Annotated in this window: 17 protein-coding genes and 1 pseudogene; 12 read left to right on the top strand and 6 right to left on the bottom strand. The window is 67.8% G+C overall.

The features are described from left to right. The first annotated feature begins 2 nt into the window (after nt 1-2). Nucleotides 3-1,262: an N-acetylglucosamine-6-phosphate deacetylase gene (nagA, locus tag ACGFNP_RS24255; RefSeq protein WP_358314858.1), complete on the top strand. Its 1,260-nt coding sequence runs from the start codon at nt 3-5 to the stop codon at nt 1,260-1,262. Then, nucleotides 1,259-1,729, top strand: a complete 471-nt coding sequence (locus ACGFNP_RS24250) for a hypothetical protein (protein ID WP_393322242.1) — start codon at nt 1,259-1,261, stop codon at nt 1,727-1,729. Before nagA ends, ACGFNP_RS24250 begins: the two co-directional genes overlap by 4 nt. 6 nt (nt 1,730-1,735) lie before the next feature. Here the strand turns inward: ACGFNP_RS24250 and ACGFNP_RS24245 are convergent, their stop codons facing one another. Both ACGFNP_RS24245 and ACGFNP_RS24240 read right to left on the bottom strand, forming a co-directional pair. Then, nucleotides 1,736-2,164 (bottom strand): MmcQ/YjbR family DNA-binding protein, encoded by a 429-nt coding sequence (locus ACGFNP_RS24245; RefSeq protein ID WP_393322239.1) that lies wholly within the window; start codon nt 2,162-2,164, stop codon nt 1,736-1,738. A gap of 39 nt (nt 2,165-2,203) precedes the next feature. After that, nucleotides 2,204-2,866 carry a GntR family transcriptional regulator gene (locus ACGFNP_RS24240; RefSeq protein ID WP_358314851.1) on the bottom strand — a complete coding sequence of 221 codons (663 nt, stop codon included), beginning with the start codon at nt 2,864-2,866 and terminating at the stop codon, nt 2,204-2,206. Nucleotides 2,867-2,948: 82 nt separating this feature from the next. Between ACGFNP_RS24240 and ACGFNP_RS24235 the strand changes: the two genes are divergently transcribed. From ACGFNP_RS24235 to ACGFNP_RS24210, 6 genes are all read left to right on the top strand, one after another. After that, nucleotides 2,949-3,722 carry a sulfite exporter TauE/SafE family protein gene (locus ACGFNP_RS24235; RefSeq protein WP_358314848.1) on the top strand — a complete coding sequence of 258 codons (774 nt, stop codon included), beginning with the start codon at nt 2,949-2,951 and terminating at the stop codon, nt 3,720-3,722. A gap of 3 nt (nt 3,723-3,725) precedes the next feature. Then, nucleotides 3,726-5,102, top strand: a complete 1,377-nt coding sequence (locus ACGFNP_RS24230; protein ID WP_393322234.1) for an amidohydrolase family protein — start codon at nt 3,726-3,728, stop codon at nt 5,100-5,102. Then, on the top strand, nt 5,102-6,346 hold the full coding sequence (locus ACGFNP_RS24225; protein ID WP_393322231.1) for an MFS transporter: 1,245 nt from the start codon (nt 5,102-5,104) through the stop codon (nt 6,344-6,346). Before ACGFNP_RS24230 ends, ACGFNP_RS24225 begins: the two co-directional genes overlap by 1 nt. Nucleotides 6,347-6,349: 3 nt before the next feature. Beyond that, nucleotides 6,350-7,054: a fumarylacetoacetate hydrolase family protein gene (locus ACGFNP_RS24220; protein ID WP_393322228.1), complete on the top strand. Its 705-nt coding sequence runs from the start codon at nt 6,350-6,352 to the stop codon at nt 7,052-7,054. Next, nucleotides 7,041-7,952 carry a polysaccharide deacetylase family protein gene (locus tag ACGFNP_RS24215; RefSeq protein ID WP_393322225.1) on the top strand — a complete coding sequence of 304 codons (912 nt, stop codon included), beginning with the start codon at nt 7,041-7,043 and terminating at the stop codon, nt 7,950-7,952. Before ACGFNP_RS24220 ends, ACGFNP_RS24215 begins: the two co-directional genes overlap by 14 nt. A 124-nt stretch (nt 7,953-8,076) precedes the next feature. Beyond that, a complete protein-coding gene (locus ACGFNP_RS24210) occupies nt 8,077-8,637 on the top strand; it encodes an AbfB domain-containing protein (RefSeq protein ID WP_393322222.1) in 561 nt (186 codons plus the stop codon). A gap of 213 nt (nt 8,638-8,850) precedes the next feature. On the opposite strand, the gene ACGFNP_RS24205 is transcribed toward ACGFNP_RS24210, so the two are convergent. The 4 genes and pseudogenes from ACGFNP_RS24205 to ACGFNP_RS24190 form a co-directional block, all read right to left on the bottom strand. Continuing rightward, nucleotides 8,851-9,690 carry an alpha/beta fold hydrolase gene (locus ACGFNP_RS24205; protein ID WP_358314832.1) on the bottom strand — a complete coding sequence of 280 codons (840 nt, stop codon included), beginning with the start codon at nt 9,688-9,690 and terminating at the stop codon, nt 8,851-8,853. An 86-nt stretch (nt 9,691-9,776) separates the two neighbouring features. Continuing rightward, nucleotides 9,777-9,983, bottom strand: coding sequence for a DUF397 domain-containing protein (locus ACGFNP_RS24200; protein ID WP_393322219.1), 207 nt, complete (start codon nt 9,981-9,983; stop codon nt 9,777-9,779). Then, nucleotides 9,974-10,252, bottom strand: coding sequence for a Scr1 family TA system antitoxin-like transcriptional regulator (locus tag ACGFNP_RS24195; RefSeq protein ID WP_358314826.1), 279 nt, complete (start codon nt 10,250-10,252; stop codon nt 9,974-9,976). Before ACGFNP_RS24195 ends, ACGFNP_RS24200 begins: the two co-directional genes overlap by 10 nt. A gap of 88 nt (nt 10,253-10,340) precedes the next feature. Next, nucleotides 10,341-10,538: pseudogene (locus ACGFNP_RS24190) on the bottom strand (helix-turn-helix domain-containing protein); the annotation flags it as partial. A 63-nt stretch (nt 10,539-10,601) separates the two neighbouring features. Here ACGFNP_RS24190 and ACGFNP_RS24185 point away from each other — a divergent pair. The 4 genes from ACGFNP_RS24185 to ACGFNP_RS24170 form a co-directional block, all read left to right on the top strand. Beyond that, a complete protein-coding gene (locus ACGFNP_RS24185) occupies nt 10,602-10,796 on the top strand; it encodes a hypothetical protein (protein WP_393322215.1) in 195 nt (64 codons plus the stop codon). Then, nucleotides 10,793-11,179, top strand: a complete 387-nt coding sequence (locus ACGFNP_RS24180; RefSeq protein ID WP_393322212.1) for an ATP-binding protein — start codon at nt 10,793-10,795, stop codon at nt 11,177-11,179. The genes ACGFNP_RS24185 and ACGFNP_RS24180 overlap by 4 nt, the downstream gene beginning before the upstream one ends. Before the next feature lie 104 nt (nt 11,180-11,283). Next, nucleotides 11,284-11,790, top strand: coding sequence for a DUF5946 family protein (locus ACGFNP_RS24175; protein ID WP_393322209.1), 507 nt, complete (start codon nt 11,284-11,286; stop codon nt 11,788-11,790). 183 nt (nt 11,791-11,973) lie between these two features. Then, a partial coding sequence (locus ACGFNP_RS24170) for an IPT/TIG domain-containing protein (protein WP_393322206.1) occupies nt 11,974-13,701 on the top strand: 1,728 nt, incomplete at its 3' end.

The raw sequence follows: 13,701 nt of genomic DNA, 5'->3' as shown, positions 1-13,701 counted from the left end.
CCATGCGGACGATTTTCGCCAGACATGCGATCGCCGAAGGCCGCGAACAGGCATCGGTGTCCCTGACGATCGAGGACGGCCGTTTCACCGAGGTACGGGAGTCCAGTGAGCCCGCGGGCGCGGACTTCGTGCTGAACGACGGGATCCTGATCCCAGGCCTGATCGATCTCCAGGTCAACGGCTACCACGGCACGGATCTCTCGCACGCCGACGGTGCCGGCTGGCAGCGGATCGCACGCCGGCTACCCGAGACGGGGGTGACGGCTTTCGCGGCCGCGTTCGTGACCGCGCCCGTACCGACCTTGGCAGAGGCCCTCCGCCGGTGCGGCAAGGCGATGAACGCGCCGACGTACACCACACAAGCACGCCTGCTCGGCGCGCACCTCGAAGGACCGTTCCTCTCACCGGCGCATCCAGGCGCTCACGACGCCGGCTTCTTCCGCGACCCCGAACCCGGACACATCCGCGCCCTCCTCGACGCCGCGCCTCCCGGGACCCTCGCAGTGATCACACTTGCTCCGGAACGGCTACATGCGCTCGCGGCGATCGAAACCCTCGCCTCGGCCGGCGTCCTGGTCTCCATCGGGCACACGGATGCCAACGCAGCGGAGACACGCGCCGCCGTCGACGCGGGCGCACGAATGGTCACGCATCTGTACAACGCGCAACGGCCATTCCATCACCGCGACCCCGGGGTCATCGGCCAGGCCCTGGTAGACGCTCGCGTATCTGTCAGCTTGGTCCTCGACGGCCATCACATCAGCTCCCAAGCCGCGGCAATGGCCTTCGGAATGGCGGGGGAGCGTCTGGTTCTCGTCACCGACGCCGTGGCGGCGGCGGGCATCGCACCGGGCCGATACCGGCTCGGCAGTCGATCCATCCACGCCGAGAAGGGCCGCCCGCCGACGCTGGCCAACGGGGCGTTCGCCGGATCGACGCTGCGTTTGGACCATGCGCTGGCGAACGCGGTTCAACTGGGCCTGCCGCTGCTGGACGCGGTGGCGGCCACGACATCACGCCCAGCCGATCTGCTCGCCCGCCCCGACCTCGGACGCATCGAGGTCGGCGCGCATGCCGATCTGGTGTGGCTGAACGACAGTCTCGAGACCAAGGCAACGTGGGTCGGCGGAGAACCAGCGTTCGCCATCCCCGGTGCCCTGGCGGGAGGAAGACCGAATACTCCGACGAGTTTCCAAGGAAACGAGACCATGTGTCACCATCAACCACCCAGCACGTCCCAGCCTCCAGGGGGTGCGGCATGAACCTGCGGAACCTCATCGCCGCCACATCGGCCTGGGCCAGGCCCAAGGCACTCGTCGGCCACGTCGAGAAGCCGCTCCCTGTGCCCGACTTCGACATGGCCACATGGCCGCTGCCGACCGGCCGCTCCTGTGTTCGCAGGGCGCGACGATTGACCCGCGTACAGCTGACCGACTGGCATTTCCACCGTCACAGCAAGAGCGCTGAACTGCTCGTCAGCGCACTGATCACCAAGGCGTTCCAGCATGGGACGGGACCGATCCGGCTCACCTTGTGGTCGATGGACGGCACGCTGCGCTGCGAGGTCGAGGACGCTGATCCGTCCCTCCCGCGCACCTGCCATACCGGCCAGAGTGATGAACAAGGCCAGTGGCTGAATCTGATCGACCAGTTCGCCTGCTGCTGGGGCACCACACCGACCGCTGCCGGCAAAGCGGTGTGGTTCGAGTTGTCGGAGGGAGTCCTGTGAGTGTGCTCAAGCCGGGGGATGCGCGCGGAGCCAGACTGCCGCTCTGTGCGCAGACGCGCGGGACAGCCACGCGTCCTGGACCACCTCGGCCAGCTCGTTCCGGGTGAGCTCACCGATCAGAGCGGCCCGCAGGAGCACCGACGAGTGCCCGTTGAAGTGCGCGGTGGTGAAGAACGGCGACGCCTCGTCCTGAACCAGCGCCTGCTTGTCCGCCTCGGACTCGACCCAGAAGACGATCACATCCGCATAGCGCTCCCCGGTGTCCGGGTCCACCGCGTCCGGCCGTGGGTTGCGGAAGAAGATGAACGACTTCCGGCCCACTTGGTAGACCGGGTTGCCGCCGGTCCCGTACTCGACGGTGACGTGCGGCATGGCCAGGGCCAGCTCGTGCACGTCCTCGACGCGGGCGGGCCGGGTTCCGTCATCGTCAGACACGGCTCCAGCGTAGAACCGTTCATCGCCTGCGAGCAGATCTCACGTGGCCGGACGGTACGCGCGACCGGCCGCTTCGATGTGGGTCTTGGCCGCGCGGCGGGCGGTCTCCGGGTCTCCGGCGCGGATTCCGGCGACGATGGCACGGTGCTGCTCGGTGATCGCACCGGCCCAGTGTGGGTCGTCCAGATTCGCCACGGTCGTGACCGCGATGCGGTCCCACACACGGTGCAGGGCATCTTCCAGGAAATCGTTGCCGGCCGCTGCTCCGATGGCGCGGTGCAGGGCCAGGTTCGCGTGCGCGGAAGCGCGGGCGTCCCGCTCCTTCACGGCGGCTTCTACCTGGTCCACGGCTTGGTCCAGCGCGTTGACCTCGGCGGGGGCGAGCTGACCCTCTGCCTGCCGCTTGGCCGCCAGCTCCGCGGCCAGCGCCTCGAGATCGGCGCGTAGCACGAACAACTGTTCCGCCTCCGCCGAACTCAGCGCCGCGACGGCAACCCCTCGGGCGGCCGGGATGACCAGCCCTTCGGCCAGCAATCGTCCGATGGCCTCGCGCACCGGTGTCCGGCTGACTCCCAGGTCCGCGGCCAAAGCGGTCTCGGTCAGCCGCTGGCCGGGCGCGTAATCGCCGGCTGAGAACCGGTGGCGCAGTGCCACGTACACCGCGTGGGCGCTGCCGGGCTGGGAGTCCGAAGAGATCGCCATTTAATCAGCATACACTGCATGCAATCCCATCGAACGTATCCTTGACATGCATTGCATGCAGTGGATACTTAGTGTCCGAAACATGGACGTGAGGTTGAGGAGAGCCGTGCTGGAGCCCCTGCGATTGACCATCCTCGCCGCGGCGGGCTTCCTGGCCGGTGCCGTGAACGGGGTCGCCGGCGGCGGCTCGTTGATCTCGTTTCCCGCGCTGCTGGCCTTGGGCTACCCGCCTGTGGCGGCCAATGTCACCAGCTCGCTGGCCGCCCTGCCCGGCTACGTGGGCGGGCTGCTCGGCTACCGCGACGAGCTGCCCGCGGTCGGTTCGAGGGTCCGGCAGCTTACCCTGGTGAGCGTCGCGGGCGCGGCCTGCGGGTCGGTGGTCCTGCTCATCTCGCCGGCGGAGCAGTTCAGATCCGTCGTCCCGGTCCTGGTCCTCGTGTCGGTCTTCGCCCTGGCGTTGCAAGGCGTGCTGGCTCGGCGTCTCGACCAGGCGAAGGCCGGCGGCGCGGGACGCGGGCTGCTGATCGGTCAGTTCGCGGTCTCGATGTACGGCGGCTACTTCGCCGCGGGGCTCGGCGTGATGATGCTCGCCGTCCTCGGCACCTTCGTGGCCGGGGACCTGCACCGGCTCAACGCCCTCAAGGGCGCCCTGTCACTGCTGGTCGGGGTGGTCTCCGCGGTGTGTTTCACCATGTTCGGGCCGGTGGAATGGGGTCCGGTGGCCGTCATGTCGCTCGCCGGTCTCGCCGGTGGCCGAAGCGGAGTGGTTCTCGCGCGGCGCGTACCGCCCCGCTACCTTCGCTGGCTCATCGTCGGCTTCGGTCTCGTTTTGTCCATCGCACTCTTCGTAAGGTAACCAATGCGCCAACGACACGACCTGCTCATCGTGGGCACGCACGTGATTTCGATGGACCCGGCCATCGGGGACATTCCCTGCGCCGACCTCCTCGTCCGCGACGGTCAGATCATCGACGTCAGCCCGCACGACGCCGGCCGCGAGGCCGACGACGTGCAGATCATCGACGCGGCCGGCACAGTGACCCTTCCCGGCTTCGTGGACACGCACTGGCACCTGTGGAACTCGCTCCTGCGCGGCACGGTCGGTGACCGGCCGGGAACGGACTACTTCACGGTCAAACGCGCGCTCGCGCCGCACTTCGAGCTGGACGACTTCTACTGGGCCGCCCGTTTCGGGCTGGCCGAGGCGATCAGCGGCGGCATCACCACGGTGCACAACTTCGACCACAACGTCCGCGGGCCTCAGGACGCCGATGCCAACGTACGGGCGCACCTGGACTCCGGCCTGCGCGGGCGATTCTCCTACGGACCCCCTGACTCGGCCGCGTCCGCCACGACGAACGACCTGGACGATCTGGCGGCGCTGCGGGCTCGCTGGCCCGGCGACCGTCTCGACGGGCGGCTGGACTTCGGCGTGGCCCTGCGCGGTCCCTACCGGACACCGCCGGAGGTGTACGAGCGGGAGTGGGCGACGGCACGGTCGCTCGGCCTGCCGATCACCATGCACTGCGACCGGTGCCTGCGAGAGGAAGGCTGCCGCAACTGCGGCCTGGTCCGCCTCGAAGAGCTCGGGCTGCTGGGGGAGGACGTGCAGATCGTCCACGCCGTTCATGCCAGCGGGCAGGACATCCAGGCGCTGGCCCGTACCCGGACCCGGGTGTCGCTGAGCCCGATGACCGAGATGAGGACCATGGGGTTCCCGTTGCTCACGGAGCTCCTCGAAGCCGGCGTGCAGGTCTCGCTCTCCCTGGACACGCTCGCCATGCCGACCAGCGCGGACATCCTCGGGCACCTGCGTACGATCGTTTCGGTCGAAGCAGCCCGTACCGGCTCCAGTGCGGTCACACCGCGCAGGTTGCTCCAGGTCGCGACGATCGACGGCGCCAAGGATCTCGGACTGGACGACCGCGTGGGTTCGCTCACCCCCGGCAAGCGCGCGGACATCGTGATCCTGCGCTCGACCGACATCAACCTGGTCCCTTCCGGCGATCCGGTCGAGGCGCTGGTCTACACGGGCCAGATCGACAACATCGACACCGTCATCGCCGACGGCCGGATTCTCAAGCGACACGGACGGCTCGAACCCGCCGACGACGCGGAGAACCCCGTCCTCATGGCCGCGACCCGCCGCGACGCCCTGCTGCGCAGAGCCGCGGCGGCCGGCGACTGGCCCGCCCACGACACCCCACCAAAGCCCGCAGATCAAGGGAATCCATGATGAGCGCCACCCCCCATCCCATCCTCTCCTCGGCAAGGCAGACCCTGGCCCCCAGAGCCGCGGTCGCGATGTTCGGCCTGCTGCTGCTCGCCTACGCCGTCAACGCCATGGACCGCATGGTCTTCCCGATCCTGCTCGTCGACGTGCGCGGCGAGTACGGCTTCAGCCTCGAAGCAGCCGGTTTGCAGGCCACCGTGTTCGCCATCGGCATGGGCTTGGCGGGCCTGCCCGCCGGACGGGTCCAGCGAGTGCTCGGACGCAAACGGACGATCGTCGCCGGCACCGTGCTGTTCTCGCTCGCGACCGTCCTGACCACCGCGTCGATCGGGTTCACGGACATGCTGCTGTGGCGCGTGCTGTCCGGCGTCGGCGAGGCGCTGCAACTCGCGATGATCATCGCCGTGGCTTCGAGCGCGTTCCCGGCCCGCCGCGGCGTCGCCATCGGCAGCGTCAATGTGGCCTTCGCCGCCGGGTCGGTCATCGGTCCGTCACTCGGCAGCAGCCTGCTCGAGAGCCACGGCACCTGGCGGTCGCCGATGCTCGCGTTCGGCGCCGTCGGCATCGCACTCGCGCTGGCCATCGCGGTGCTGGTGTCGCCACGGTTCACCGAGGCCGACCCGGTGGCGGGCTCACCCCTGCATGCCGGGGGCGCCGGCACGCTCCTGTCCCGTAACCCTCTCGTGCTCGCCGTCATCGTCGCGCTCTTCGGGCTCGCCGATTTCGCGTTCATCGGGCTGTATGCCAGCTATCTCCGTGAGCAGCTTCACTTCACCCCTGGCGGGGCCGGCTTCGTCATCGGGCTGTCCGGGCTGGCGGCGTTCGCCTCACCGCTCGGCGGCTATCTCGTCGACCGGTGGAGTCCGCGGATCGTGCTGCCGGCGCTCAACCTCGGGGTCGCGGCGTCCGGATGCGCGCTGTTCCTCGGCTCCGGCTCGACGGCCTGGCAGGCGACCTTCTCGTTCCTGTTCGGGCTCTTCGCGAGCAGCGGCATGTACGTGGCCGCGGCCGGCTACCTCGTCAAGTCCGTCAGTGGCGAGAACGTGAGCCGCGCGGCCGGGCTGTTCGTCACCTGCATCTATGTCGCCGCCGGGGTCTCCGGGCTGCTGTTCAGCCGCCTGGTCTCGGCCACCGGCTGGACCACGGCGGGCATGGTGCAGATCGTCGGTTTCTCGGTGCTCGGCGCCGTACTCGCTCTCGCTCTGCGTCCGCACCTGTTCAGCAAGACCACGACTGAGGATCACTGAAACATGATGCTGTGGCAACCCACCCAGACCGCTCTCCCCGTTGCCGGAAGGCCGGAATCCTTCCCCGTCCGCCGCGTCTACTGCGTCGGCCGCAACTATCTCGACCACATCCGTGAGATGCGGGAGGGCAGCGAACGCGACAACCCGTTCTTCTTCCAGAAGCCGACGGACGCCGTCGTTCCCGACGGCTCCGCCATCCCTTACCCCCCGCAAACCGGCGACCTGCACTTCGAAGGGGAGCTGGTCGTCGCCATCGGGGCCGCCGGGTCCGACGTCAGCCCGCAGGACGCGCCGGGGCTCGTCTTCGGGCTCGCCGCCGGCATCGACCTGACCCGGCGCGACCGGCAGCGTGACTGCCGCGACCTGGCGCAGCCCTGGGAGGCTGGCAAGTCCTTCGACCACTCGGCGCCGTGCGGCACCATCCTCCCCGTCGAGCAGGCGGCTTCCACCCTGTCGGGGGAGTTGCGGCTGACCGTCAACGGTCAGCAGCGGCAGCACACGAGCCTGGGGCTGATGATCTGGAACGTTCCGGAGATCATCAGCCACCTGTCTCGCTCCTATCGGTTGATGCCCGGTGACCTGATCTACACCGGAACGCCGGCCGGAGTCGCCGCCGTGCGCCCCGGCGACCGGATTCGCGTCGAGATCACCGGCCTGCCCGCCCTGACCGTGACCATCAGTGAAGGAGACGACCATGCGTCCCAGTGAACGGCTCACCTACGACCCCATCGAGGGCCGCGCCAGGCTTGCCCTGCCCAAGGGTGGGCGAATGGTGGTCTGGGTCATCGTCAACGTGGAAACCTGGTCCGACACCGATCCCATGCCCCGGACCGTCCTCACTCCGCCGGCCGGCGGCATCCCGGCACCTGACGTACCGAACTGGGCCTGGCACGAGTACGGCAACCGCGTCGGCTTCTGGCGCATGCTCCGGTCGCTGGACCGCCAGGGTGTGCGAGCCTCCTTGGCGATCAACGGCCAGGCCGTCGCGGATTACCCGCAGATCGCGCAGGCGGCGCGAGCACGCGGATGGGAATTCATCGGCCACGGGTTCACCCAGAAGAACATGCAGAAGGTCGAGGACGAGCGGGCCGACATCCGGGCCACCACCCGGGCGATCGAGTCCGCGATCGGTGTCCGGCCGCGGGGCTGGCTGGGCCCCGGCCTGACCGAGACCTGGGAGACCCCGGACATCCTCGTCGAAGAGGGATACGAGTACGTGTGCGACTGGGTGCTGGACGACCAGCCGGTCGAGCTGGCGACCCGGACGTCGCCGATCGTCAACATTCCCTACACCCAGGAGTGCAACGACGTCGCGATGATGCTGATTCAGCACCACCCGGCTCGTGAGTACTTCCAGCGGGCGGTCGACCAGTTCGACCAGCTGTACCAGGACTCGGCGGAGTCCGCCCGGGTCATGGCGCTGGTCGTGCACCCGTACATCATGGGAGCGCCGCACCGCCTGAGGTACTTCGAGCACGTCCTGCAGCACATCCGTGCCCACCAGGACGTCGAGTTCTGGACCGGTGAGCAGATTCTCGACTGGTACCGCCAGGCCCGGCCCACACCACTGTCATCCCCGGAGCACGACTCCCTGGTCGTGAGTTAGAGCTGGGTGTCGTCATCGGCCCCGCCTGCCGAACACTTGAGCAGGGGTCTACTCATGCCCGGAGAGACGCCGCCGCCCAAAGATGGCACCAGTAATCAGCCGATTCTAGAAAAAAGGTGATTTCGTGGTGCTCTCTCTCCCCCACATTTCATGGCGTAAGTTCGTCCTGGCGGTCGTGGCATGCGCCATCGGAGTGACCCTGTTCGTGCCCACCGCCGCCAACGCCGCGAACTACAACATCTTCAAGCCGCTCAACATCCCCGGGTACTGCATACGGCATGCCTACTTACTCGGCGAGATCTCACCCTGCCCTACCGGCTCTCCCTATGGGGACTTCGCCTTCGAGCAGGTGCCGGGACTGGCGAGCGATCGCACCAGTAACACGAGCGGCCTCATCTCGTTCGAGTCGCGCAATTTCCCCGGCTGGTATCTGCGGCACGAGTACGGCCGGATCAAGCTCGCCCCACGGCCTGCCTCCACTGATCCGTCGTACGACCTCTTCGTCAGGGACGCTTCGTTCTACCGCAAGCTCGGACTGTCGGGCGTGTCCGGCGGCGTGTCCTACAGGTCGTTCAACTTCCCCACGCAATGGCTGCGCCATTCCGACTACCACCTGTACATCTCTGAGCAGACCTCCTGGAACCTCGCCAACGACGCGACCTTCCAGGTGATCGGGGTCCCGTAAGGCCCTGGCGTGCGGGCGGCCCCGGTCTCCTGGAGACCGGGCCGCCTGTGGCCGTCACACGCCGGTGGGAGTTTCACCAGTTCGCGGCAAGTCATCTAGCGGTCAGCCGCTGCGGGTCGGGGCCAGCGTGGCCAGATACCCTCGGAAAACCACGGTCACCTCCCCGCGCTCACCTCGTCATCAGCGGTACTGAGTGAGGAGTCAACTTTTACCTCAGGCCCGGAGGAACTCGGCGATTGGCTCGGCCTGGCCGAAGATGGCGTGACCGACGTCGGGGAGCAGGATCACGGTCGAGTGCGGGATGCACTCACGGACGCGCCGCGCGGTCTGGTGGGAGTCGAACATGGCGTCATGGCCACCGACGATGACGAGTACGGGCATGGTGAGGCCGCGCAACGCGTCGTCGGGGAATACCGGGAGCTTCTCCCTGCGCGGGTTGAAGTGCGTGAACGTCAGGACGACGGCGTCGAGCGCCTGCCGGTCCTTCTCCCCGTCCAGTCCTGCGACAGCCATCGCCGACTCGCGCACTCCGCCGCGTCGGAACGGGCGGGTCAGCAGGGCCTTGAAGATCCAGCCGACCTTCTGCCGTCCCACGCCGCCTGGGCACATCACGGCCAGGCGGGTCACTCGTTCTGGACGGCGGATGGCGTAGTCCAGGACCGTCCAGCCGCCGAGGGACGTGCCGACGAACGCGGCGTTGGTGATCCCGAGCCCGTCCAGTACGTCGTCCAGCCAGAGGGATACGGCGTCGGAGCCCAGGGCGGGGCGCGAGGGCGCGCTCAGGCCCGGCTCGCCGACGAGGTCGACGGCGTACGTGCGGAAGTGCTGAGACCAGGTGACGATATCTCCTCGCCACATCGACGTGTTCGCGCCCGAGCCGTGCAGCAACACCAGTGGCGCCGCGTCCTGCGGGCCGGAGGCGAGGACGAAGGTCTCGCCCTCACGAGTCGGCACCCGTACGTGCTCGGCGGGAACCGGCCAGGCGTCCAGCAGTTGCCGGTAGTGGTCGCGGAGCTCGCGTCCACCGGCCTCGGACTTGTAGATCATGGTCATGGGGACCACCTCCTTGGCCACAGTGAAGGCCTTGTCACCGTGTCAAGGTCAAATGGGGTCACGCCACGAGATCTGCAGCTGCCGTATCAGAGCGAAGTGTCGAAGTCGCCAGCTTTGAGGCTGTTGACGAATGTCTTCCAGTCGGTGGGGGAGAAGAGCAGTTTGGGGCCGTTCGGGTCCTTGCTGTCGCGGACGGCGACCACTCCGGGAAGGTTCATGGCGACTTCGACGCACTGGCCGCCGTTGTCCGAAGAGCGCGATGACTTCCGCCATACGGCGGCGCTCAGGTCCATGCGCGTCTCGCTTCCTCGATCATCTTGAGGGATACGCGCTCAGGATAAGCCCATAGCCGTATCGCCTCATAGCGCTGCCAAATCGAGGTGACAATGTCATGGTCCGTCGTGATATGCGCCTGCGTCGGCGAGTCCGAACTGACGACATCGGGTTGGTTGTTCGGGAGCTTGGCGATCATAAAGGCCCCTGCCAGGCCCGCAACGCATTCCGGATCGACGACCTGGACGAAGACGGCAGGTCGCTGGGCCAGTAGGCTCGATCTCCTCAACCCAGTTCCGGAACCAGATCGGGCTGCCGGACTGTGCGGTGATGCTCTGATAGAGCCGAGTGAAGGAAACGCCCTCGGCCGTACCGAAGAGCAGGTCCAGGCGCTCGGCGTCGGACCGCGACGGTGTGCGGGTCGCCTTCTCCAGCCTGCTCACCTGCGTCTGTGTGCACCCGAGCCGAGCCGCCACGGCGGCCTGCGACAGCTCCGCGGCCTCCCGTAGCCGCCGCATCTCGGCGCCGAATCGTACGCGAGGGGACCCTGGATCGAGAGACGGCACAACATTCATGACATTTCCTCTCTAGTCAGAGAAAAACGGAAAGCCTCTTGGGCTGACGACACCATTTAAACCATGCCTGACCAGTGGTTGTCATTATGCGTGTTGTCTTGGCTTGGTGACCCGGCCGCGGACTGGATGCCAAGAAGTCATGCTGAGCGCAGTCCATCAATTTCTATGGCCTGGAGAGAAATGACGGCGCGTGAACAGTACGATAGATTCGACCACGCCAATGCCGCCGACATCATCGCGGCGGAGGTGAACGTGTGAAAAGGCCTCTTCATGACTCGCCCCGAGTGGCATTCACGAACGCGCCACATGTCATCTGGCGCAAGGAATTCCCGGCGGTGGAGATATCCGTTCCCGAGGCCCGCGCCTGGGCGGGTTCCGTGCTGTCCGTCGGTGGCCCGCCATCGTTTCTCGACGACGTGCTTCTCCTGCTGAGCGAGGTCGTCACCAACGCCATCACTCATTCCGACTCCAGACGCGTGACGGTCCAGATCACCCGAACCGGCACGACCGTACAGGTGGAGGTGACCGACGCCGGCTCCTCCACCACCGCCTGTCGTACGCGTCCCGACGCTCGACGACGACGGAGGCCGGGGGCTGTGGTTGGTGGAATCGCTCGCCGAGGAATGGGGATCCTGCCATGACGAAACCGGCGGGTTGGTCTGGTTCCGGCTGGCCGAATGATGCTTGAGCCTGACGTTACGTCACCCCCTAACGTAGGAAACGTCAAGATCAGGAGTGTCTTCCGATGACCAACTGTCCCGGATGCGGGCTGGTGGCCCCGGCCACCGGTGGGCCGCTCCCTGACGAGCGCGGGGCGTCGGCCGAGTGCTGGGGGCGCTACGGTGAGTTGCTGGCGCGCTCGTACACCGTCGCCGAGTACCGCCACGTCCACCAGTTGGTCGTGGACTCCTACACCGCGCAGCACCCCGGCGGCGACGGCCGACGGGAGATCCAGGCCCTGGCCTTGTGCTTGATGACGCTGTGCCTGTTCGTCGAGGACGACGCCGACCCGCGCGAGGGCCCGGCTCTGCACAAGCAGATGATGGCCGACCGTCCGGACTACTTCCACTGGCTGCGGCCACCGCCGCTGCACGGCCTGATGACCGTTGTCGACGTACTCGCCGCCCGTGAGGTCGCCGAGCATGAGCGACTGGTCTGGGCCTGGGGTCGCGACGTGTGGAGGGCCTGGGCACCGCACCACGCCACGATCCGCGGGTGGAACATCCGGGCCCTGCCGAAGCCGGGGGCCTGAGCGTGGACGCTCCACCGGCTTCCCGAACCGTGCCATGCCGAGCGAGGCTGAGCTCGGGTGTCATACAGCTTGGTCTGTGATCATTGACGGCGCTTTGTAATGATCATTATGGTATGCCCGGGTTGATCCTAATTTGAACCGGGGTGTCTCATGCGGGTGATCGCGGGTTTAGTCGTCGCTGCCTTGGTCGCTTCTCTGGGGCCGCCCGCACCACCCCGAACCACCACAGTCCCGGTCGCCGCCACGACGCAGGTGCAGGCCGCGAAGGAACCGGCTGCCAAGCAGCAGGCGCCCGCGCAGACCGCCGACGTGTCGTACGCGCACGACGCCAACGGTCGCGTGACCGGTGTGTTCGCCCAGCCGGGGGACGGTTCGAAGATCAGCCATGATCCCGCGGGCAACATCACCGAGGTCCGCGATCTGCCCGCCGGTACGCTGGCGGTCGCCCAGATCTCCCCGCCCAACGCCACTCCGGGCACCTCCGTGACGGTCTACGGCACCGCGTTCGGCACGGACAAGTCCGCCGTGACGGTCTCCTTCGGCGGCACCACCGCCGCCCCCAGCGCCGTCACCGACCACACCATCACCGTGACGGTCCCCGGCGGCGCCGCCTCGGGCGACGTCACCGTGACCATCGGCGGTAAGTCCGCCGCCTGGAAGGGCTTCAAGGTCACCGGAACCCGGGCCAAGCCCGCGGTCTCCCTGGCCGGCATCATGGTCGGTGACGTGGGAGCCGAGGTCACCGTGCCCGGCAGCGGGTTCGACGCGGACAGGATCCGCAACATCACCTCGCTCAACGGAGCGAAGCTCCAAGTAACGCAGGCCACCACGGGCGGCCTGAAGGTCAAGCTGCCGCCGGGCCCCGCGTTCGGGCACGTGAAGGTGGTCAACCCCGGCGGCAGCGCGGTCTCCGCCGGTGACGTGGTCGTCCCGCCCGCGCCCTACCTGGCCGCCAACATCGGCACGGGTGGCGCGGTGCGGCTGGCCCAGAACACCCTCACCGCGGTCCAGGTCGGCGCGGCGGAGCAGATCGCGTTGACGCTGTTCGAGGTGGAGGCCGGCCAGCGCGCCATGCTCTACATGTCCGGAAAGACCTTCTCCGGCTGCCTGCCCATCACCGTGTACGGCCCCGATGGGACCTCGCTGCACAGCGAGAGCGTGTGCACGAGCACCACGTGGGAATGGGAGTTGCCGGAAGGCTCGAAGGCCGGGACCTACGCCGTGCTGCTCGACCCGCAGGACGCCCAGACCGGCAAGGTGGACGTCCTGGCCTCCGCCACCGCCGACGCCACGGCCCAGCTCGCCCTGGATGGGGCGCAGGGGTCCCTCACCACGACCCTCCCCGGCCAGCAGGCCGCCTTCACCTTCACCGGAACGGCCGGCCAGCGGGTCTTCACCAAGCTCGGCATGCCGACCGGCACGAAGGCCTGCGACGTGGCCGCCAGCGTGCGCGCCCCCGACGGCACCGAGTTGGTGAAGGACACGTGCGTGTACGCCGTCGACTCCTTCCTCGACACGGTCACGCTGCCGGTGGCCGGTACGTACCGTGTGGCCGTCGATCCCAAGGGCTTGATCGCCGGCACGTACAAGGCGGCGGTGATCGGCGTGCCCGCCGACGTGGCCGTGCGGACCTCGCCGGACGCCGCCCCGTCCGACGTGGCGATCGTCAAGCCGGGCCAGAACGGAACGGTGACCTTCACCGGTACGACGGGGCAGCAGATCTTCACCAAGCTGACCGTCCCGCCGGGCGCGCCCAGTTGTGCGCTGGACGTGCGGCTGTTCAAGCCGGACGGCACCGAGATGTTCCGGAGCACCTGCCTCTACCAGGCGGCCGAATACTTGGACACGGTCACCCTGCCGGCGGACGGCACCTACACCTACAAGGTCAACCCGAAGGACGCCTGGACGGGC

It is taken from the genome of Nonomuraea sp. NPDC049269, from assembly GCF_043197155.1.
In the GTDB taxonomy this organism is placed as follows: domain Bacteria; phylum Actinomycetota; class Actinomycetes; order Streptosporangiales; family Streptosporangiaceae; genus Nonomuraea.
Note: the sequence above shows the minus strand (reverse complement) of the source record. Positions and strands in the feature narration are given on the sequence as shown.

Coding starts and splice junctions, on each gene's coding strand:
- nagA (WP_358314858.1), top strand. CDS start 3: ATGCGGACGATTTTCGCCAGACATGCGATCGCCGAAGGCCGCGAACAG.
- ACGFNP_RS24250 (WP_393322242.1), top strand. CDS start 1,259: ATGAACCTGCGGAACCTCATCGCCGCCACATCGGCCTGGGCCAGGCCC.
- ACGFNP_RS24240 (WP_358314851.1), bottom strand. CDS start 2,866: ATGGCGATCTCTTCGGACTCCCAGCCCGGCAGCGCCCACGCGGTGTAC.
- ACGFNP_RS24235 (WP_358314848.1), top strand. CDS start 2,949: ATGGACGTGAGGTTGAGGAGAGCCGTGCTGGAGCCCCTGCGATTGACC.
- ACGFNP_RS24230 (WP_393322234.1), top strand. CDS start 3,726: ATGCGCCAACGACACGACCTGCTCATCGTGGGCACGCACGTGATTTCG.
- ACGFNP_RS24225 (WP_393322231.1), top strand. CDS start 5,102: ATGAGCGCCACCCCCCATCCCATCCTCTCCTCGGCAAGGCAGACCCTG.
- ACGFNP_RS24220 (WP_393322228.1), top strand. CDS start 6,350: ATGATGCTGTGGCAACCCACCCAGACCGCTCTCCCCGTTGCCGGAAGG.
- ACGFNP_RS24215 (WP_393322225.1), top strand. CDS start 7,041: ATGCGTCCCAGTGAACGGCTCACCTACGACCCCATCGAGGGCCGCGCC.
- ACGFNP_RS24205 (WP_358314832.1), bottom strand. CDS start 9,690: ATGACCATGATCTACAAGTCCGAGGCCGGTGGACGCGAGCTCCGCGAC.
- ACGFNP_RS24200 (WP_393322219.1), bottom strand. CDS start 9,983: ATGGACCTGAGCGCCGCCGTATGGCGGAAGTCATCGCGCTCTTCGGAC.
- ACGFNP_RS24185 (WP_393322215.1), top strand. CDS start 10,602: ATGCCTGACCAGTGGTTGTCATTATGCGTGTTGTCTTGGCTTGGTGAC.
- ACGFNP_RS24175 (WP_393322209.1), top strand. CDS start 11,284: ATGACCAACTGTCCCGGATGCGGGCTGGTGGCCCCGGCCACCGGTGGG.